The sequence below is a fragment of the Pseudomonas sp. IT-P395 genome, from assembly GCF_949767675.1.
GTDB lineage: Bacteria > Pseudomonadota > Gammaproteobacteria > Pseudomonadales > Pseudomonadaceae > Aquipseudomonas.
In genome coordinates, this window is sequence record NZ_CATKPW010000004.1 from 72,987 (window position 1) to 90,981 (window position 17,995).

21 protein-coding genes and 1 tRNA gene are annotated in these 17,995 nt (G+C 56.9%); 19 read left to right on the plus strand and 3 right to left on the minus strand.

What is annotated here, in order from left to right:
* The first annotated feature begins 95 nt into the window (after positions 1-95).
* From ACM6IN_RS03720 to ACM6IN_RS03750, 7 genes are read left to right on the plus strand one after another with little or no spacing between them, the layout of a single operon-like run.
* Entirely contained in the window at positions 96-1,052 is a 957-nt protein-coding gene (locus tag ACM6IN_RS03720; RefSeq protein ID WP_007913476.1) for a sugar ABC transporter substrate-binding protein, read from the plus strand.
* Between the two features lie 56 nt (positions 1,053-1,108).
* Positions 1,109-2,662, plus strand: coding sequence for a sugar ABC transporter ATP-binding protein (locus ACM6IN_RS03725; protein ID WP_007913477.1), 1,554 nt, complete (start codon positions 1,109-1,111; stop codon positions 2,660-2,662).
* Positions 2,659-3,636 (plus strand): ABC transporter permease, encoded by a 978-nt coding sequence (locus ACM6IN_RS03730; protein WP_007913478.1) that lies wholly within the window; start codon positions 2,659-2,661, stop codon positions 3,634-3,636. The genes ACM6IN_RS03725 and ACM6IN_RS03730 overlap by 4 nt, the downstream gene beginning before the upstream one ends.
* A 3-nt stretch (positions 3,637-3,639) precedes the next feature.
* Entirely contained in the window at positions 3,640-4,659 is a 1,020-nt protein-coding gene (locus tag ACM6IN_RS03735; RefSeq protein ID WP_414915426.1) for a LacI family DNA-binding transcriptional regulator, read from the plus strand.
* Between the two features lie 24 nt (positions 4,660-4,683).
* Entirely contained in the window at positions 4,684-5,601 is a 918-nt protein-coding gene (gene rbsK, locus ACM6IN_RS03740; RefSeq protein WP_414894136.1) for a ribokinase, read from the plus strand.
* Positions 5,598-6,002: a D-ribose pyranase gene (gene rbsD, locus ACM6IN_RS03745; RefSeq protein WP_007913481.1), complete on the plus strand. Its 405-nt coding sequence runs from the start codon at positions 5,598-5,600 to the stop codon at positions 6,000-6,002. The genes rbsK and rbsD overlap by 4 nt, the downstream gene beginning before the upstream one ends.
* 32 nt (positions 6,003-6,034) lie before the next feature.
* Positions 6,035-7,063 carry a nucleoside hydrolase gene (locus ACM6IN_RS03750; RefSeq protein WP_007949847.1) on the plus strand — a complete coding sequence of 343 codons (1,029 nt, stop codon included), beginning with the start codon at positions 6,035-6,037 and terminating at the stop codon, positions 7,061-7,063.
* A gap of 32 nt (positions 7,064-7,095) precedes the next feature.
* Here the strand turns inward: ACM6IN_RS03750 and ACM6IN_RS03755 are convergent, their stop codons facing one another.
* A complete protein-coding gene (locus tag ACM6IN_RS03755) occupies positions 7,096-7,308 on the minus strand; it encodes a hypothetical protein (RefSeq protein ID WP_007913484.1) in 213 nt (70 codons plus the stop codon).
* Positions 7,309-7,439: 131 nt separating this feature from the next.
* On the opposite strand from ACM6IN_RS03755, the gene ACM6IN_RS03760 reads away from it, so the two are divergent.
* Both ACM6IN_RS03760 and ACM6IN_RS03765 read left to right on the plus strand, forming a co-directional pair.
* Positions 7,440-7,745, plus strand: a complete 306-nt coding sequence (locus ACM6IN_RS03760; RefSeq protein ID WP_007913485.1) for a hypothetical protein — start codon at positions 7,440-7,442, stop codon at positions 7,743-7,745.
* Positions 7,746-7,914: 169 nt separating this feature from the next.
* Entirely contained in the window at positions 7,915-8,232 is a 318-nt protein-coding gene (locus ACM6IN_RS03765) for an I78 family peptidase inhibitor (RefSeq protein WP_007913486.1), read from the plus strand.
* 72 nt (positions 8,233-8,304) lie between these two features.
* Here ACM6IN_RS03765 and ACM6IN_RS03770 read toward each other — a convergent pair whose 3' ends face one another.
* Positions 8,305-8,517: a cold-shock protein gene (locus tag ACM6IN_RS03770; protein ID WP_003179963.1), complete on the minus strand. Its 213-nt coding sequence runs from the start codon at positions 8,515-8,517 to the stop codon at positions 8,305-8,307.
* Between the two features lie 288 nt (positions 8,518-8,805).
* Positions 8,806-9,108, minus strand: coding sequence for a hypothetical protein (locus tag ACM6IN_RS03775; RefSeq protein WP_095111728.1), 303 nt, complete (start codon positions 9,106-9,108; stop codon positions 8,806-8,808).
* A gap of 371 nt (positions 9,109-9,479) precedes the next feature.
* Between ACM6IN_RS03775 and thrS the strand changes: the two genes are divergently transcribed.
* The 10 genes from thrS (at position 9,480) to ACM6IN_RS03825 (ending at position 17,912) form a co-directional block, all read left to right on the plus strand.
* A complete protein-coding gene (gene thrS / locus ACM6IN_RS03780) occupies positions 9,480-11,402 on the plus strand; it encodes a threonine--tRNA ligase (protein ID WP_007913488.1) in 1,923 nt (640 codons plus the stop codon).
* The gene (gene infC, locus ACM6IN_RS03785; RefSeq protein ID WP_171057393.1) at positions 11,402-11,953 is read left to right on the plus strand and encodes a translation initiation factor IF-3; all 552 of its coding nucleotides are present in this window, start codon (positions 11,402-11,404) and stop codon (positions 11,951-11,953) included. The genes thrS and infC overlap by 1 nt, the downstream gene beginning before the upstream one ends.
* 60 nt (positions 11,954-12,013) lie before the next feature.
* Positions 12,014-12,208, plus strand: a complete 195-nt coding sequence (gene rpmI / locus ACM6IN_RS03790; RefSeq protein ID WP_002553160.1) for a 50S ribosomal protein L35 — start codon at positions 12,014-12,016, stop codon at positions 12,206-12,208.
* A 28-nt stretch (positions 12,209-12,236) separates the two neighbouring features.
* A complete protein-coding gene (gene rplT / locus ACM6IN_RS03795; protein ID WP_007913489.1) occupies positions 12,237-12,593 on the plus strand; it encodes a 50S ribosomal protein L20 in 357 nt (118 codons plus the stop codon).
* Positions 12,594-12,702: 109 nt separating this feature from the next.
* On the plus strand, positions 12,703-13,719 hold the full coding sequence (gene pheS / locus ACM6IN_RS03800; protein ID WP_003226365.1) for a phenylalanine--tRNA ligase subunit alpha: 1,017 nt from the start codon (positions 12,703-12,705) through the stop codon (positions 13,717-13,719).
* 26 nt (positions 13,720-13,745) lie between these two features.
* Complete coding sequence (gene pheT / locus ACM6IN_RS03805) at positions 13,746-16,124, plus strand: phenylalanine--tRNA ligase subunit beta (RefSeq protein WP_414915427.1); 2,379 nt, start codon at positions 13,746-13,748, stop codon at positions 16,122-16,124.
* 3 nt (positions 16,125-16,127) lie between these two features.
* Positions 16,128-16,430 carry an integration host factor subunit alpha gene (gene ihfA / locus ACM6IN_RS03810; RefSeq protein ID WP_002553164.1) on the plus strand — a complete coding sequence of 101 codons (303 nt, stop codon included), beginning with the start codon at positions 16,128-16,130 and terminating at the stop codon, positions 16,428-16,430.
* Entirely contained in the window at positions 16,411-16,767 is a 357-nt protein-coding gene (locus ACM6IN_RS03815) for a MerR family transcriptional regulator (protein WP_003179985.1), read from the plus strand. Before ihfA ends, ACM6IN_RS03815 begins: the two co-directional genes overlap by 20 nt.
* An 89-nt stretch (positions 16,768-16,856) precedes the next feature.
* A tRNA-Pro gene (locus ACM6IN_RS03820) sits at positions 16,857-16,933 on the plus strand.
* 517 nt (positions 16,934-17,450) lie between these two features.
* Entirely contained in the window at positions 17,451-17,912 is a 462-nt protein-coding gene (locus tag ACM6IN_RS03825) for a hypothetical protein (RefSeq protein ID WP_007913491.1), read from the plus strand.
* The last annotated feature ends 83 nt before the right edge of the window (positions 17,913-17,995 follow it).

Genomic DNA, 17,995 nt, shown 5'->3' on the forward strand with positions numbered 1-17,995 from the left:
GCGGCTCTCCCGGCATTGTATGGCCCGGAAGAAAGCGAGTTAGCTTACGCCAGCGCAAGCGTTGCTCACAATAATCATAAGATCGGAGTGAACCCATGAAGCTGCCATTCGCTGGACGCCTTCTTGCTGTCGCTATGCTGGCTGCCACAGCCGCCGCACTACCTGTCTCCTCGGCATTCGCCGAATCTGCCGAGAAACCCAAAGTCGCGCTGGTCATGAAGTCACTGGCCAACGAATTCTTCCTGACCATGGAAGATGGCGCCAAGGCCTACCAGAAAGAACACTCCGCCGATTTCGACCTGATCTCTAACGGTATCAAGGACGAAACGGATACTGCCGGCCAGACTCGCATCGTCGAGCAGATGATCCTGGCCAAGGTCAACGCGCTGGTTATCGCCCCATCTGACTCCAAAGCCATGGTGCCGGTGATCAAGAAAGCCGTCGATGCCGGCATCACCGTGATCAACATCGACAACCAGCTCGATCCGGCCATCGTCAAAAGCAAAAACATCAGCGTGCCCTTCGTAGGTCCGGACAACCGCAAAGGTGCGCGTCTGGTCGGTGAATATCTGGCCAAGCAGCTCAAGGCCGGTGACGAAGTCGGCATCATTGAAGGTGTGTCCACGACCACCAACGCCCAGCAGCGCACCGCTGGCTTCAAGGATGCGATGGACGCTGCACAGATCAAGATCGTTTCCCTGCAATCCGGTGATTGGGAAATCGACAAAGGCAACAAGGTTGCCGCTTCGATTCTCAGCGAATACCCGGACGTCAAAGCGCTGCTGGCCGGCAACGACAGCATGGCAGTAGGCGCTGTCTCTGCTGTGCGTGCCGCCGGCAAGGCTGGGCAGGTGAAGGTCGTCGGTTACGACAACATCAATGCCATCAAGCCGATGTTGAAAGATGGCCGCGTGCTGGCCACCGCTGACCAGTTCGCTGCCAAGCAAGCTGTGTTCGGTATCGAAACCGCGTTGAAAATCATCAAGGGCGAGAAAGTCGACAGCGGCGCCAATGGTGTGATCGAAACACCGGTCGAGCTGGTCACCCAGTAAGTCTTCTGGCGACACAACGGCGCTCGTCCGTCCGGGCGAGCGCATGGAGAGTTTTTATGTCAGTTTCCGCCCCGAACGCTGTCCTCTCGGTCAGCGGTATCGGTAAGACCTATGCGCAACCGGTGCTTACCGGCATCGACTTGACGCTGATGCGCGGTGAGGTGCTGGCGCTGACCGGCGAGAATGGCGCCGGCAAAAGTACCCTGTCGAAAATCATTGGCGGACTGGTCACACCGACCACCGGCCAGATGCAATTCCACGGCAAGGACTATCGTCCGGGCAGCCGTACCCAGGCTGAAGAGCTCGGCGTGCGTATGGTCATGCAAGAACTCAATCTGTTGCCGACCCTGTCGGTGGCGGAGAACCTGTTTCTCGACAACCTGCCAAGCAACGGCGGCTGGATCAGCCGCAAGCAGTTGCGCAAAGCCGCGATCGAAGCCATGGCGCAGGTCGGTCTCGACGCGATCGATCCGGATACGCTGGTTGGCGAGTTGGGTATCGGGCATCAGCAGATGGTCGAAATCGCCCGTAACCTGATCGGCGATTGCCACGTGCTGATTCTCGATGAGCCGACCGCGATGCTGACCGCACGTGAAGTCGAAATGCTCTTTGAGCAGATCACCCGCTTGCAGGCACGCGGCGTCTCGATCATCTACATTTCCCACCGTCTCGAAGAACTGGCCCGCGTCGCGCAACGGATTGCCGTGCTGCGTGACGGCAATCTGGTCTGCGTCGAGCCGATGGCCAATTACAACAGCGAGCAACTGGTCACGCTGATGGTCGGTCGCGAACTGGGCGAGCACATCGACATGGGCCCGCGCAAGATCGGTGCTCCGGCGCTGACTGTCACGGGTTTGACTCGCTCTGACAAAGTGCGCGATGTCTCGTTCGAAGTGCGTGCCGGCGAGATCTTCGGGATTTCCGGACTGATCGGGGCAGGGCGCACAGAACTGCTGCGCCTGATTTTTGGTGCGGACGTTGCCGACAGCGGCACCATCGCGCTCGGCTCCCCGGCCAAAGTGGTCAGTGTGCGCTCGCCGGTCGATGCGGTGCGCAACGGTATCGCGTTGATTACCGAAGACCGCAAGGGTGAAGGCCTGCTGCTCAGTCAGTCGATCAGTGCCAACATCGCACTCGGCAACATGCCGGAAATTTCCAGTGGCGGTGTCGTCAACAACGGCGACGAGATCGCTCTGGCGCAGCGTCAGATCGACGCCATGCGCATCCGTAGCTCGAGCCCGACACAATTGGTTTCAGAGTTGTCCGGTGGCAACCAGCAAAAGGTCGTGATCGGCCGCTGGCTGGAGCGCGACTGTTCAGTGCTGCTGTTCGACGAACCGACCCGTGGCATCGACGTCGGCGCCAAGTTTGACATTTACGCCCTGCTCGGCGAACTGACGCGCCAGGGCAAAGCGCTGGTGGTGGTGTCCAGTGACCTGCGTGAGCTGATGCTGATCTGCGACCGGATCGGCGTGCTGTCCGCCGGGCGGCTGATTGACACCTTCGAGCGCGACAGCTGGACCCAGGATGACTTGCTTGCCGCCGCGTTCGCCGGCTACCAAAAACGTGATGCGTTGCTCAACGAAGCGGCGCCTAGGGATCTCCCATGAAAACTGCATCTCCTGCCGGCAAACGTAGTGGCAACTTCTATGGTCTGGGCACTTATCTGGGCCTGGCCGGTGCCTTGCTGGCGATGATTGCGCTGTTCTCGGTCTTGAGCAGCCACTTTTTGTCCTATAACACCTTCAGCACCCTGGCCAACCAGATTCCTGACCTGATGGTGCTGGCGGTCGGCATGACTTTCGTGTTGATCATCGGCGGCATCGACCTGTCGGTGGGCTCGGTGCTCGCATTGGCCGCTTCGACCGTCAGCGTCGCGATTCTCGGCTGGGGCTGGGGCGTTTTGCCGTCGGCATTGCTCGGCATGGCGGTGGCGGCACTGGCCGGTACCGTCACCGGTTCGATTACTGTTGCGTGGCGGATTCCATCGTTCATCGTCTCTCTGGGTGTGCTGGAAATGGCTCGGGGTCTGGCGTATCAGATGACCGGATCGCGCACCGCGTACATCGGTGATTCGTTCGCCTGGCTGTCGAACCCGATCGCGTTCGGCATCTCGCCATCGTTCATCATTGCCTTGCTGGTGATCATCATTGCTCAAGCGGTTTTGACCCGCACCGTATTCGGTCGCTACCTGATCGGCATCGGCACCAACGAAGAGGCGGTGCGTCTGGCGGGGATCAATCCGAAACCCTACAAGATTCTGGTGTTCAGCTTGATGGGCCTGCTGGCCGGTATCGCCGCGCTGTTTCAGATTTCCCGTCTGGAAGCCGCTGACCCGAACGCCGGTTCCGGTCTGGAGCTGCAAGTGATCGCTGCTGTGGTCATTGGCGGTACCAGTTTGATGGGTGGGCGCGGCTCGGTGATCAGCACTTTCTTTGGTGTGTTGATCATCTCCGTGCTGGCGGCGGGTCTGGCGCAGATCGGCGCGACCGAGCCGACCAAACGTATCATCACCGGTGCGGTGATTGTGATCGCGGTGGTGCTCGACACTTATCGCAGTCAGCGCGCCAGTCGCCGGGGCTAAAACATGGCAACGATCAAGGATGTGGCAGCCCTCGCGGGAATTTCCTACACGACGGTGTCGCATGTGGTGAACAACACCCGGCCGGTCAGTCAGGAGGTGCGGCTGAAAGTCGAGGCGGCGATCAAGAGCCTCAACTATGTGCCGAGTGCGGTAGCGCGCTCGCTGAAGGCCAAGACCACTGCAACCATTGGCCTGCTGGTGCCGAACAGTCTCAACCCGTACTTTGCGGAACTGGCGCGGGGTATCGAGGATTACTGCGAGCGTAACGGCTACTGCGTGATCCTCTGTAACTCCGACGACAATCCCGAAAAGCAGCGCAGCTATTTGCGTGTGTTGCTGGAGAAGCGCATCGACGGCTTGATCGTCGCTTCCGCTGGCGGTGACAGCGGACTGGCGCAGGGGCTGGCCGGGGTGAAAACGCCGATGGTCATCGTCGACCGTGGTCTGGACGGTGTCGATGCCGATCTGGTGCGTATCGACCATGAATACGGCGCTTACCTCGCGACCCGGCATTTACTGGAATTGGGGCATCGCGACATCGCCACCATTGGCGGTCCGGCGAGTACCAGTGTGGCGCAGATGCGTCTGGCCGGATATTGCCGAGCACTGAAAGAGGCGGGCATTGAAGTCCGCCCGGAGCGCATGCTGGAAAGTGATTTCACCAGTACGGGTGGATACAGCGCAGCGGCGATTCTGCTTGAGGGTAACCCGCCCAGCGCAATCTTTGCCGGTAACGACATGATCGGTATCGGCGTGCTGCGCGCCGCGGCAGAGCGCAATGTTCGTGTGCCGAGCGAGTTGTCGGTGATCGGTTTCGACGATATCCAGATGAGTCGTTACGTGTATCCGGCACTCACCACTGTGGGGCAATCGATCCTGCAGTTGGGCGAGATGGCGGCCGAAGTACTGCTGCGAAGGATCGCTACGCCGAATCTGGGCACTGATCAGCGGATCGTGACCCCGAGTATTGTTTTGCGCGAATCGACCGCACCGTTGTCCGGCGTGTTCACCGAATATCGCTGAAACCGAATTGACGAGTAATGATGTATGCCAGCAAATGTAGTGGTAATAGGCAGCCTGAACATGGATCTGGTGACCCGGGCGCCGCGGCTGCCCGTCGGCGGTGAAACGCTGATCGGTCATTCGTTTGCCACGGTTTCCGGCGGCAAGGGTGCCAATCAGGCGGTGGCGGCGGCGCGTTTGGGTGCTCAGGTCGCGATGGTCGGTTGCGTTGGCAATGACGACTATGGCGTGCAATTACGCAACGCCTTGTTGGCCGAGCAGATCGATTGTCAGGCCGTCAGCACAGTCGCTGATTCCAGTGGTGTGGCGTTGATCGTGGTCGATGACAACAGTCAGAACGCCATTGTCATTGTCGCCGGCGCCAATGGCGCCATGACGCCCGCAGTGATCGACCGTTTTGATGCGGTGCTGCAGGCCGCCGACGTGATCATCTGCCAGCTCGAAATTCCGGATGCCACAGTGGGGCATGCGCTCAAACGTGCGCGCGCGCTGGGTAAAGTTGTCATCCTTAATCCGGCGCCAGCCAGTCGTCCACTGCCGGCAGACTGGTTTACCGCGATCGACTACCTGATCCCCAACGAGAGCGAAGCGACCGTGTTGAGCGGATTATCGGTGGACTCGCTGGAAAGCGCAGAAAGTGCCGCCAGCCAGTTGATCGCCATGGGGGCGGGCAAAGTCATCATTACGCTCGGTGCTCAAGGTTCGCTGTTTGCCGATGGCCAACGCTTTGAGCATTTCCCGGCACCGAAAGTGAAGGCTGTCGACACCACTGCCGCCGGAGACACTTTTGTCGGTGGTTTTGCGGCGGCGCTGGCTAATGGCAAGTCCGAGGCCGAGGCGATTCGCTACGGACAGATTGCCGCCGCGCTGTCGGTAACCCGCGCCGGTGCGCAACCGTCAATTCCAACCCAGTCCGACGTACAGGCCTTTAAACCCGCATGAAAAAGACTCCTCTGCTCAACGTCGCATTGTCGCGGCTGATTGCTTCTCTGGGCCACGGCGACATGGTGGTCATTGGTGACGCCGGGTTGCCGGTGCCGCCTGGTGTCGAGCTGATTGATCTGGCGCTGACCCATGGCGTACCGGATTTCGTCAGCACCCTGAAAGTCGTGCTCAGCGAGATGCAGGTGGAAAGCCATGCACTGGCCAAGGAAATCTTCGACAAACAGCCGACCGCGTTGAATACGCTGGATGCGTTGAATGAAGAAGGTGCTCTCGGTCGTCGTGATCTGCTCAGTCACGAGCAATTCAAGGTTCTCAGCCGACAGGCTCGGGCGATTGTTCGTACAGGCGAATGCCAGCCGTACTGCAATATCGTGCTGGTCGCCGGAGTTACGTTCTGATTTTTCGATTCCACATGCACAAGGAATGCGCCATGCAACGCTATGCTCAGAAACTGCATCAATTCATCCGGAGCTTTCTGCTTTTGTCCGTAATCACTGCCACCGGCGCCCAGGCGGCGGAGAAAATCGACCTGATTATCGACACCGACCCGGGTGCCGATGATGTGGTTGCCTTGCTGTTCGCCCTGGCCTCGCCGGACGAGCTGAACATTCGCGCGCTGACCACCGTGGCCGGCAATGTGCGCCTCGACAAGACTTCACGTAACGCACGACTCGCTCGCGAGTGGGCAGGGCGCGAAGATGTACCGGTTTATGCCGGTGCGCCGAAGCCGCTGATGCGCACCCCTATCTACGCCGAGAACATCCATGGCAAGGAAGGCCTGTCGGGTGTCACCGTGCACGAACCGAAAAAGGGTCTGGCTGAAGGTAATGCCGTCAACTATCTGATCGATACCCTGAAAAAAGCCAAGCCGCACAGCATCACCATCGCCATGCTCGGGCCGCAGACCAACCTGGCGCTGGCGCTGATCCAGGAGCCTGAAATCGTTCAGGGCATCAAGGAAGTGGTGATCATGGGCGGTGCGCACTTCAACGGAGGCAACATCACCCCAGTGGCCGAGTTCAACCTGTTTGCTGACCCGCAAGCGGCTGAAGTCGTGTTGAAAAGCGGCGTGAAACTGACTTACCTGCCGCTGGACGTGACCCACAAGATCCTCACCAGTGATGCACGCCTGAAACAAATCGCTGCACTGAACAACAACGCGAGCAAGATTGTCGGCGACATTCTCAACGAGTACATCAAAGGCGATATGGAGCACTACGGTATTCCGGGTGGCCCGGTGCATGACGCGACCGTTGTGGCTTATCTGCTCAAGCCGGAACTGTTCACCGGTCGTTCGGTGAATGTTGTGGTGGATAGTCGTGAAGGGCCGACTTTTGGTCAGACCATCGTCGATTGGTACGACGGCCTGAAGGCACCCAAGAACGCCTTTTGGGTTGAAAATGGCGATGCTCAGGGTTTCTTTGACTTGCTGACCGAGCGTCTGAAGCGTCTGAAGTAAATCATTCGCCCGCAGGTGCCAGCCTGCGGGTTTTATCCCTTCTCTGCGTGTTTATGCGCGACCTGTTCGGTCGGGTAACGCTCGAAAATCTGCTTGATGAAGTGCTTGGCCGCTTCAGTGCCCAACTCCTTGACCAATAGATCGATACCAATCAGCGCAAGCTCCTCGGTGGTTCCCGGGCTGTAAGAGCTGTGTCCGTCTGTCCATTTGGCATTAATGGCGGCGTCGATGCTGATGGTGGTCATGAGAGCGCTCGAAAAGTCGGAAGATCATGGATTCGAGTTAACCATTTTGTCGGGCATTTGGCACTGCGACTTAGGCATGAACGGAGCGCTATGCGACACTTGGTATTTCAAGGCTTTCCAAGGACCGTTCTGTGCAGATCGATTTGAATACCCCTGACGGCCTCACGCTCGATGCGGTGCGCCAGTTGCTCGCTTCGGCCAGCGATGACGAACACACGCAACTGCGCGTGACCAAGGGCGGTATCGCTTACATTTCTTCCGGCGTTACCGGTGGGCAGGATATCGACGGTTTGCTGTTTCGCCTGGAAACCTGGGCCAAGGGTTCAGGGTATGTGGGCAATGTCGCGGCCAGTGATGAGGTGTGGGTGATGCAGATTTTCAACGCGCTAAAGGACAACTGGCCGAATCCGCCGTATGACTACATCGACGTCTACTGAGCGCCGTTAATATTCAGTCACGATTGAGTGATGAAGTGACGCATGCCGCTCAGGCACACTCGGCGTTTTTCCAATCGTGGGGCAGGGTGATGGCCTTGGCCGTGAAACCAAACGCCGGAATGGCGGTCGCACGATCTCAGCTTAACCATTTTGAAAACAAGGAGGCTTCATGCCTTTGAAGTTCGCGACACTGGGTGCACTTATGGCCGCCGCCATGTTGGCCGGTTGCAGCACGACCTCCAGCGAGTCGGCAAAGGAATCTGCGGCGACCGAAGCCGGTCACAGCCGCTGTGAAGCCACGGCGGCGGAGTTCGCCATTGGCAAGAAAGCTTCGCCAGAGCTGCTGGAGCAGGCGCGCAACAAAGCCGGGGCGCAGAATGCCCGCTTCCTCAAGCCGAATGACATGATCACGCTCGAGTACCGCTCGGATCGCTTGAATCTGAACACCGACAACAATCTGGTGATCACGCGCGTCAACTGCGGCTGATCAGCGAAGGCTTTTGTTGCAGGCATAAAAAACCCCGTCACATGGACGGGGTTTTTTTAGTGCGCGCAGAAATTACTCTGGGCGAACCTGTGCAGCTTGCATACCCTTTTGGCCTTTCTCAGCCACGAAGGAGACGGTCTGGCCTTCTTTCAGGCTTTTGAAACCGTCGGATTCGATAGCTTTGAAGTGTACGAACAGGTCGTCACCGCCACCTTGAGGAGTGATGAAGCCGAAGCCTTTTTCATCGTTGAACCACTTAACGGTGCCGGTTTGGCGATTAGACATGGTGTATCTCCAAGAAACATATATTTTTCAGTACTGTGCTGCTCAGGCCAACTGGGCACACCCGGGTATCATAGTCGAAATGTTCGCTTTGGTAGCCCCCCGGACGTGCTGTTTGCCAATCAGTCGTGTTTTCTTTACTGCCTGATTCGGCTGAAAGCCCCGGTTTACAAGGCTTTCGGCAGAACGTAAAGACAATAAAAAAACCTGTAAAACCTGCATAAATCGTCTGAAAAGGCTCAAAATCAGCCCGTTTCAGGGGCGCTGAGCCGGGTCAGAAAGGTGTTTTGATCACTTTTTCGCCGGTGTATTTGCCTTGCATTTGGCAATTTGACCCAGTGCTTTTTGCTGCAGTTCTGGGGAGGCCTTATTGTCCATCAGCGCCTGAATGTCGGCGGCAGGATAGGACTTGATGGCATCAGCACCACAAGCACAGTGCGATTTGGCTGCAGCAGCGCCAATTTGCGGAGTTGCCGCTTGGGTGCACTGCGCCATGTACTTCTCACGCTCGCCCTTCGGCCAGTCGGCGTGGGCGCTCAGCGGTAGCAGCATAACGATAGGGGCGACGACGGCGAACAGGGTATTCAGACGCATGCGAGGATGCTCCTTGTGGGTCAATGTCTTGTTATCTGAGGGCTGAAGGGGCCATCAAGTTCATCACTCTGGCATAAAAACGGACGATTTGCCTTCTGGCAAAACAGAGGCATAAGTGACCGCTCATCTGTGCTAGCATGCCGGGCTCAAGCGTTCTCAGGCTCCGGCAGACCTTCAGTCCCGGCAGCGGTCAACGTACGAATATTTCGATTTGAATCCCAGTCACTCTGGTTCGGTTTTCCGGTTGGCCGCAAGGCTCCTGCCGCTGTAAGGCAGGCGTTCGTCATTGAATGGCCTGGATCGGATCTTGTACTGGCTCATCCCAACCCACGTGACCTTTGGTAGGGGTCACCACTAGGAGAGGAGGCGCCATGCCAACTATTACTCTTCCCGACGGCAGTCAACGTTCATTCGATCACCCGGTTTCCGTAGCCGAGGTCGCCGCATCCATTGGTGCCGGTCTGGCCAAAGCCACTCTGGCCGGCAAGGTCAATGGCCAACTGGTCGACGCCAGCGACATCATCAGCAGCGACGCGACCCTGCAAATCATCACGCCAAAGGATGAAGAGGGGCTGGAGATCATTCGTCACTCTTGCGCCCACCTGGTTGGCCACGCGGTCAAGCAGTTGTACCCGACTGCGAAGATGGTCATCGGGCCGGTCATCGACGAAGGCTTCTATTACGATATCGCCTTCGAGCGTCCTTTCACGCCGGACGACATGGCTGCTATCGAGCAGCGCATGCAGCAGCTGATCGAGAAAGATTACGACGTCATCAAGAAAGTCACTCCGCGTGCTGAAGTGATCGAAGTGTTCAAGGCCCGTGGCGAAGACTACAAGTTGCGCCTGGTCGAGGACATGCCGAACGAGCAGGCCATGGGCCTGTACTATCACGAAGAATACGTCGATATGTGCCGCGGTCCGCACGTGCCGAACACCCGCTTCCTGAAATCCTTCAAGCTGACCAAACTGTCCGGTGCCTACTGGCGCGGCGACGCCAAGAACGAGCAATTGCAGCGCGTTTACGGCACCGCTTGGGCAGACAAAAAGCAGCTGGCGGCTTACATCCAGCGCATTGAAGAAGCTGAAAAGCGCGATCACCGCAAGATCGGCAAGCGTCTGGGCCTGTTCCACACCCAGGAAGAATCCCCGGGCATGGTGTTCTGGCACCCGAACGGCTGGACTCTGTACCAGGTGCTCGAGCAATACATGCGCAAGATCCAGCGCGATAACGGCTACCTTGAAATCAAGACTCCTCAAGTCGTTGACCGCAGCCTGTGGGAGAAATCCGGGCACTGGGCCAACTACGCCGACAACATGTTCACCACCCAGTCGGAAAACCGCGACTACGCCATCAAGCCAATGAACTGCCCATGCCACGTGCAGGTGTTCAACCAAGGCCTGAAGAGCTACCGCGAACTGCCGATGCGTCTGGCCGAGTTCGGTGCTTGCCACCGCAACGAGCCGTCGGGTGCGCTGCACGGCATCATGCGCGTACGTGCGTTCACTCAGGACGACGCCCACATCTTCTGCACTGAAGAGCAGATGCAGGCCGAATCCGCAGCGTTCATCAAGCTGACCATGGACGTTTATCGTGACTTCGGCTTTACCGATGTCGAGATGAAACTGTCCACTCGTCCGGAAAAACGCGTCGGTTCCGACGAACTGTGGGATCGCGCTGAAGCCGCACTGGCTGCAGCCCTTGATTCTGCGGGCCTGCCGTACGATCTGCAGCCGGGTGAGGGTGCATTCTACGGTCCGAAGATCGAATTCTCGCTGAAAGACTGCCTCGGCCGCGTCTGGCAATGTGGTACTCTGCAGCTCGATTTTAACCTGCCTGTCCGTTTGGGCGCTGAATACGTCTCTGAAGACAACAGCCGCAAACACCCAGTGATGTTGCACCGTGCGATCCTCGGTTCCTTCGAGCGTTTCGTCGGGATTCTGATCGAGCACTACGAAGGTGCGTTCCCTGCCTGGCTCGCGCCAACGCAGGCGGTGATCATGAATATCACTGATAAACAGGCAGATTTTGTTGCAGAAGTTGAAAAAACTCTCAACGAAAGCGGATTTCGTGCCAAGTCCGACTTGAGAAATGAAAAGATCGGCTTTAAAATCCGCGAGCATACTTTGCTCAAGGTTCCCTATCTTTTGGTTATCGGAGATAAGGAAGTCGAGATGCAGACTGTCGCTGTGCGTACTCGTGAAGGTGCTGACCTGGGCTCGATGCCCGTCGCCCAGTTCGCTGAGTTTCTCGCGCAAGCGGTTTCCCGGCGTGGTCGCCCAGATTCGGAGTAATTATTATTAAGCGTGAAATGAGACAAGATAAACGAGCTGCACCGAAAGCCCCGATCAACGAGAATATCTCGGCACGCGAGGTTCGGTTAATTGGCGCTGATGGCGAGCAGATTGGCATCGTCTCGATTGATGAAGCGCTTCGTATTGCTGAAGAAGCAAAGCTTGATCTGGTGGAAATCTCCGCAGACGCAATCCCACCGGTTTGCCGTGTGATGGATTACGGCAAATCGATCTTCGAAAAGAAGAAGCAGGTTGCCGCGGCGAAGAAGAACCAGAAGCAGATTCAGGTAAAAGAAATCAAGTTTCGTCCAGGGACGGAGGAAGGGGATTACCAGGTAAAACTGCGCAACCTGGTACGTTTCCTGAGTGATGGGGACAGGGCCAAGGTATCCTTGCGATTCCGCGGCCGTGAGATGGCCCACCAGGAGCTGGGGATGGAACTCCTCAAGCGGGTTGAAGCTGACCTGCTCGAGTACGGTTCGGTCGAACAGCATCCTAAGATGGAAGGACGCCAGCTGATCATGGTCATCGCCCCGAAAAAGAAGAAGTAATCAACAGGGCACGGCAGGCCTTCTGATTATGTTTATCAACTGAATGCGGAGTATCCGAACATGCCAAAAATGAAAACCAAAAGTGGTGCTGCTAAGCGGTTTCTGAAAACTGCTAACGGTATCAAGCACAAGCACGCTTTCAAGAGCCACATCCTGACTAAAATGTCGACCAAGCGTAAGCGTCAACTGCGCGGTAGCAGCTTGCTGCATCCGTCTGACGTGGCAAAAGTCGAGCGCATGCTGCGCCTTCGTTAATTTTAGTCAAGAATAGAGGAAGTAACTCATGGCTCGTGTAAAGCGTGGCGTCATTGCCCGTAAGCGTCACAAAAAAATTCTGAAACTTGCTAAAGGCTACTACGGCGCACGCTCCCGCGTATTCCGTGTTGCCAAGCAAGCGGTAATCAAGGCAGGCCAATACGCCTACCGTGACCGTCGTCAGAAAAAACGTCAGTTCCGCGCTCTGTGGATCGCTCGTATCAACGCTGGTGCTCGTGTTAACGGTCTGTCCTACAGCCGTTTCATCGCTGGCCTGAAAAAAGCGTCCATCGAGATCGACCGTAAGGTTCTGGCTGATCTGGCAGTGAACGAAAAAGCGGTGTTTGCTGCGATTGTCGAGAAAGCTAAAGCCACCTTGGCTTAAGTACCCCCGACAATCACCCGGCCTCACTTCCGTGGGGCCAGGTGGTAAACGTCTTAAATAGGGGAAGAGCCTTCAAGCTCTTCCCCTATTTTGTATCTGGAGTCTGTACATGGAAAACCTGGATGCGCTGGTCTCTCAAGCACTAGAGGCTGTGCAAAGCGCTGAAGATATCAATGCCCTGGAGCAAATCCGGGTTCAATACCTTGGCAAAAAGGGTGAATTGACTCAGGTGATGAAGACCCTGGGGAATTTGCCGGCAGAAGAGCGTCCGCAAGTCGGTGCGCTGATCAACGTTGCCAAGGAACGTGTTACAGGCGTTCTCAATGCGCGCATGGCTCTGTTTGAAGAAGCCGAACTGGCTGCCAAACTGTCTGCCGAATCCATTGACGTGACATTGCCGGGCCGTGGCCAGACCTCCGGTGGTCTGCATCCGGTGACCCGGACTCTGGAACGCGTAGAGCAGTTCTTCACCCGTATCGGCTACGGCATTGCCGAAGGCCCTGAGGTCGAAGACGACTATCACAACTTTGAAGCGCTCAACATCCCAGGCCATCACCCGGCCCGGTCGATGCATGACACCTTCTATTTCAATGCCAACATGCTGCTGCGCACCCATACCTCGCCGGTACAGGTCCGCACCATGGAATCGAAGCAGCCGCCGATCCGCATCGTCTGCCCAGGCCGCGTGTATCGCAGTGACTCCGATATCACTCACTCGCCGATGTTCCACCAGGTCGAAGGCCTGCTGGTTGATCGCGACATCAATTTTGCCGATCTCAAAGGCACCATCGAAGAATTCCTGCGGGTGTTCTTCGAGAAAGAGCTGGCCGTACGTTTCCGTCCTTCGTACTTCCCGTTCACCGAGCCATCCGCTGAAGTCGACATGGAATGCGTGATGTGCAGCGGTAAAGGCTGCCGCGTCTGCAAACAGACTGGCTGGCTGGAAGTAATGGGCTGCGGCATGGTGCACCCGAACGTACTGCGCATGTCCGGCATCGATCCGGAAGAGTTCTCCGGTTTTGCCTTCGGCATGGGTGTCGAGCGTCTGGCCATGCTCCGTTACGGCGTGAACGACTTGCGTCTGTTCTTCGACAACGACTTGCGGTTCCTCGCGCAATTTCGCTAGTCGTAACGAATTCTTAGGAGAGCAGGATGAAATTCAGTGAACAATGGCTGCGTGGCTGGGTTAGCCCGCAGGTAAATCGCGACGAGCTGGTTGCTCGTCTGTCGATGGCTGGCCTTGAGGTCGATAGCGTGACCCCGGCCGCCGGTGTTTTCAGCGGCGTGGTCGTGGGCGAGGTGCTGAGCACCGAGCAACACCCTGATGCCGACAAGTTGCGCGTGTGCCAGGTCAGCAATGGCGTGGAAACCTTCCAGGTCGTGTGCGGTGCGCCAAACGTGCGTCCGGGCCTGAAGATTCCGTTCGCCATGATTGGCGCTGAGCTGCCGGGCGACTTCAAGATCAAGAAAGCCAAACTGCGCGGCGTCGAGTCCAACGGCATGCTGTGCTCGCAAGCCGAGTTGCAGGTCGGTGAAGGCAACTACGGTCTGATGGAGCTGCCGGCTGATGCGCCGGTGGGCGAAGACTTCCGTGTGTATCTGGATCTGGAAGACGCCAGCATCGAGGTCGACCTGACCCCGAACCGCGGCGACTGCCTGTCCCTGGCTGGTCTGGCTCGTGAAGTCGGCGCGCTGTACGACGCGCCGGTGACCCGTCCGGTGGTCATGGCCACTCCTGCCGTGCACGACGAAGTGCGTTCGGTAGAAGTGCTGGCGCCTGCCGCGTGCCCACGTTACCTGGGCCGCGTTATCCGCAACGTTGATCTGTCCAGGCCGACGCCGCTGTGGATGGTTGAGCGTCTGCGTCGCGCCGACGTGCGCAGCATCGACGCTGCCGTCGACATCACCAATTACGTGATGCTCGAACTGGGTCAGCCGCTGCACGCCTTCGATCTCGCCGAAATCAATGGCGGCATCCGTGTGCGCATGGCGGAAGAGGGCGAGAAGCTGGTGCTGCTCGACGGTCAGGAAGTCAGCCTGCGTAGCGATACGCTGGTGATCGCTGACCACACTCGCGCGCTGGCGATTGCCGGTGTGATGGGTGGTGAGCACAGTGGTGTTTCCGCGACCACTCGCGACGTATTTCTGGAAAGTGCGTTCTTCGATCAGATCGCAGTGGCGGGCAAGGCCCGTTCCTATGGCCTGCACACCGATGCTTCGCACCGCTACGAGCGTGGCGTCGATTGGCAACTGGCCCGTGAAGCCATGGAGCGCGCCACTGGCCTGCTGCTGGAAATCACTGGCGGTGAAGCCGGCCCGATCATCGAGACCGTCAGTGCGCAGCATCTGCCGTCGATCGCGCCGATCACTCTGCGTTCCCAGCGCATCACTCAGATGCTCGGTATGGAAATGGATTCCGCCCAGGTTGAGCGTTTGCTCGGCGGCCTGGGTCTTGGCATTGCTGCCGACGGTGAAGGCCAGTGGCGAGTAGAAGTGCCAAGCCATCGCTTCGACATCAGCCTGGAAGTCGATCTGATCGAAGAGCTGGCCCGTCTGTACGGCTACAACCGTCTGCCGGTTCGTTACCCGCAAGCGCGCCTGGCGCCGCAAGCCAAGGCTGAAGCGCGTAGCGATCTGCCGGAACTGCGTCGTCTGTTGGTAGCGCGTGGTTATCAGGAAGCGATCACTTACAGCTTCATCGATCCGCGTCAGTTCGAGCTGTTCAACCCGGGCGTCGAGCCGCTGTTGCTGGCCAATCCGATCTCCAATGACATGGCCGCCATGCGTTCGTCGCTGTGGCCGGGTCTGGTCAAAGCGCTGCAGCACAACCTCAACCGCCAGCAAGATCGCGTGCGTCTGTTCGAAAGCGGTCTGCGCTTCGTTGGTCAGCTGGAAGGTCTGAAGCAAGAGCCGATGCTGTCCGGCGTGGTTTGCGGTAGCCGCCTGCCGGAAGGCTGGGCGCAAGGTCGCGACACTGTCGATTTCTTCGACGTCAAAGCTGACGTGGAGGCCGTACTGGGCTTTGCCGGTGCACTGGATTCGTTCACCTTCGCACCGGGCAAACACCCGGCGCTGCACCCGGGTCAAACCGCGCGCATCGAGCGCGAAGGGCGTGAAGTCGGCTTCATCGGTGCCATCCACCCGGAATTGTCGAAAGCCTTGGGTCTGGATCGTCCGGTCTTCGTTTTCGAACTGGTTCTGGCAGAAGTGGCACTCGGTAAAATGCCGAAATTCCATGAGTTGTCGCGCTTTCCTGAAGTGCGTCGTGACCTTGCACTGATTGCGCACAAAGACGTCGCGTCTGCAGCCGTACTGGACGTAATCCGTGAAAATGCAGGCGAATGGCTCACAGATCTCAGGCTGTTTGACGTGTATCAGGGTAAAGGTATTGATCCTGATAGAAAAAGCCTCGCAGTTGGCTTGACCTGGCAGCATCCATCGCGCACTCTTAATGACGATGAGGTGAATTCGACGACGCAAAATATCCTCACCTCGCTCGAACAAAGGTTGAACGCCACGTTAAGGAAGTGACGTATGGGGGCTTTGACGAAAGCTGAGATGGCGGAACGTCTGTATGAAGAGCTGGGCCTGAACAAGCGGGAAGCCAAGGAATTGGTAGAACTGTTTTTCGAGGAAATCAGGCACGCTCTTGAAGACAACGAGCAGGTCAAATTGTCCGGTTTCGGCAATTTCGACCTTCGGGACAAACGCCAGCGGCCTGGCCGCAACCCGAAAACGGGGGAAGAAATCCCGATCACGGCTCGCCGTGTGGTCACCTTTCGTCCAGGGCAGAAGTTGAAGGCCCGAGTTGAGGCTTATGCTGGAACCAAGTCATAACGACGAACTACCCGTAATCCCGGGCAAACGCTACTTCACCATCGGTGAAGTCAGCGAGCTGTGTGCCGTAAAGCCACACGTGCTGCGCTACTGGGAGCAGGAGTTTCCTCAACTCAACCCCGTCAAACGCCGCGGAAACCGCCGGTATTATCAGCGCCAGGACGTGCTGATGATCCGGCAGATCCGCGCGCTTCTTTACGATCAGGGTTTCACCATCGGCGGCGCACGCCTGCGTTTGTCCGGCGATGAAGCCAAAGACGACACGACCCAATACAAGCAGATGATTCGGCAAATGATTGCCGAATTGGAAGATGTACTGGTGGTTCTCAAGAAATAAAAAGCAGCGTTTGAATACTTCCAGTTTTCAAACGCTTGCGCTATATTCTTGAGCGTTCTTCGAGATGAAGAACGAGTTGCAAGGCCAGTCGGGGCGTAGCGCAGTCCGGTAGCGCACTAGCATGGGGTGCTAGGGGTCGAGTGTTCGAATCACTCCGTCCCGACCATATAATTCAATGACTTAGCCCAATCTGAAAAGGTTGGGCTTTTTCATGCGTGGGGAATTTGCGGGGGCATCTCGTTTTCTCCTCAAGATGATCAGAGCCGGTCCTCGCGAACTGATTGACCTCGATGCGGACTCAGCCAAAGGCTGCGACGTCAGGTTGCGTGGGTCATGCGGTCGTATTCGCCACGACTGCACCAATGCATGCTCAGCGAGTAACCTCATCACCAACGCGGACATCCGCAGACTCATTGCGCTTCAGGCAGGCAAGATGTCGATGAAAGCCATTATTTCCGATGTCAGACGACATTACTTCCAGCGTGTCGCGTCTTTTGGGGGTAATCAAGTCTCTTGCTTTAACAACTTAACACTTTCGAAATAGCGCCATAGTGCTGATGTTGCGTTATAGCTCTGGTATATAGAAGTGTATAGGTCGTAAGTTTATTTGACGCCAAAAAATATCGAGCTATAGTTTTTTGCTGCAGGCAGAATTCTATTCTTTGTTGATGAGGTGTTGCTAAATGGAAAGTAAAATTCATGCGAATAAAGGCTGGCAACGTATCGGGAAAATCCCTTCGGCAGGCAATCTTTATGCAGATGGTACATGGTGCTTCAATACTCGCGAGCGAGACGCCAGAACCTGTGATGCTAAAGGATATGGTGTAGGCAAGGGCAACTACTACATTATGAATATTGATAAGGGGGACAAGAAATATCCTTATAGCGGCGAGAAGGCAATAGTGGGGCAGGCAATATTCAGAGTCGGTGAGCATGGATCGCCAGAGGCGCTGGGTCTGCGAGGGGCGTTCAGCGGTGGTGAGGATGTGTGGATGATGATCAATGACACGTTTGACGGTCTTGATGACAATGACGGTTCCCTCCAACTTAGGTTTGTTTCTGCAGGAGGACGGACACTAACACCGACAAATTCTCTTGGTGATCCCATTGGTACTCAATATACAAAGGACAAGTTCACGAACTAAGAGTGGTTCTTGGCGTTTCTATTTGTGCGGGATTATGATGGTCTCATGTTTCGTTCGATTTTAATTTTGGTAGCTGTGCTGTC

Coding starts and splice junctions, on each gene's coding strand:
- ACM6IN_RS03720 (WP_007913476.1), top strand. CDS start 96: ATGAAGCTGCCATTCGCTGGACGCCTTCTTGCTGTCGCTATGCTGGCT.
- ACM6IN_RS03725 (WP_007913477.1), top strand. CDS start 1,109: ATGTCAGTTTCCGCCCCGAACGCTGTCCTCTCGGTCAGCGGTATCGGT.
- ACM6IN_RS03730 (WP_007913478.1), top strand. CDS start 2,659: ATGAAAACTGCATCTCCTGCCGGCAAACGTAGTGGCAACTTCTATGGT.
- ACM6IN_RS03735 (WP_414915426.1), top strand. CDS start 3,640: ATGGCAACGATCAAGGATGTGGCAGCCCTCGCGGGAATTTCCTACACG.
- rbsK (WP_414894136.1), top strand. CDS start 4,684: ATGCCAGCAAATGTAGTGGTAATAGGCAGCCTGAACATGGATCTGGTG.
- rbsD (WP_007913481.1), top strand. CDS start 5,598: ATGAAAAAGACTCCTCTGCTCAACGTCGCATTGTCGCGGCTGATTGCT.
- ACM6IN_RS03750 (WP_007949847.1), top strand. CDS start 6,035: ATGCAACGCTATGCTCAGAAACTGCATCAATTCATCCGGAGCTTTCTG.
- ACM6IN_RS03755 (WP_007913484.1), bottom strand. CDS start 7,308: ATGACCACCATCAGCATCGACGCCGCCATTAATGCCAAATGGACAGAC.
- ACM6IN_RS03765 (WP_007913486.1), top strand. CDS start 7,915: ATGCCTTTGAAGTTCGCGACACTGGGTGCACTTATGGCCGCCGCCATG.
- ACM6IN_RS03770 (WP_003179963.1), bottom strand. CDS start 8,517: ATGTCTAATCGCCAAACCGGCACCGTTAAGTGGTTCAACGATGAAAAA.
- ACM6IN_RS03775 (WP_095111728.1), bottom strand. CDS start 9,108: ATGCGTCTGAATACCCTGTTCGCCGTCGTCGCCCCTATCGTTATGCTG.
- thrS (WP_007913488.1), top strand. CDS start 9,480: ATGCCAACTATTACTCTTCCCGACGGCAGTCAACGTTCATTCGATCAC.
- rpmI (WP_002553160.1), top strand. CDS start 12,014: ATGCCAAAAATGAAAACCAAAAGTGGTGCTGCTAAGCGGTTTCTGAAA.
- rplT (WP_007913489.1), top strand. CDS start 12,237: ATGGCTCGTGTAAAGCGTGGCGTCATTGCCCGTAAGCGTCACAAAAAA.
- pheS (WP_003226365.1), top strand. CDS start 12,703: ATGGAAAACCTGGATGCGCTGGTCTCTCAAGCACTAGAGGCTGTGCAA.
- pheT (WP_414915427.1), top strand. CDS start 13,746: ATGAAATTCAGTGAACAATGGCTGCGTGGCTGGGTTAGCCCGCAGGTA.
- ihfA (WP_002553164.1), top strand. CDS start 16,128: ATGGGGGCTTTGACGAAAGCTGAGATGGCGGAACGTCTGTATGAAGAG.
- ACM6IN_RS03815 (WP_003179985.1), top strand. CDS start 16,411: ATGCTGGAACCAAGTCATAACGACGAACTACCCGTAATCCCGGGCAAA.
- ACM6IN_RS03825 (WP_007913491.1), top strand. CDS start 17,451: ATGGAAAGTAAAATTCATGCGAATAAAGGCTGGCAACGTATCGGGAAA.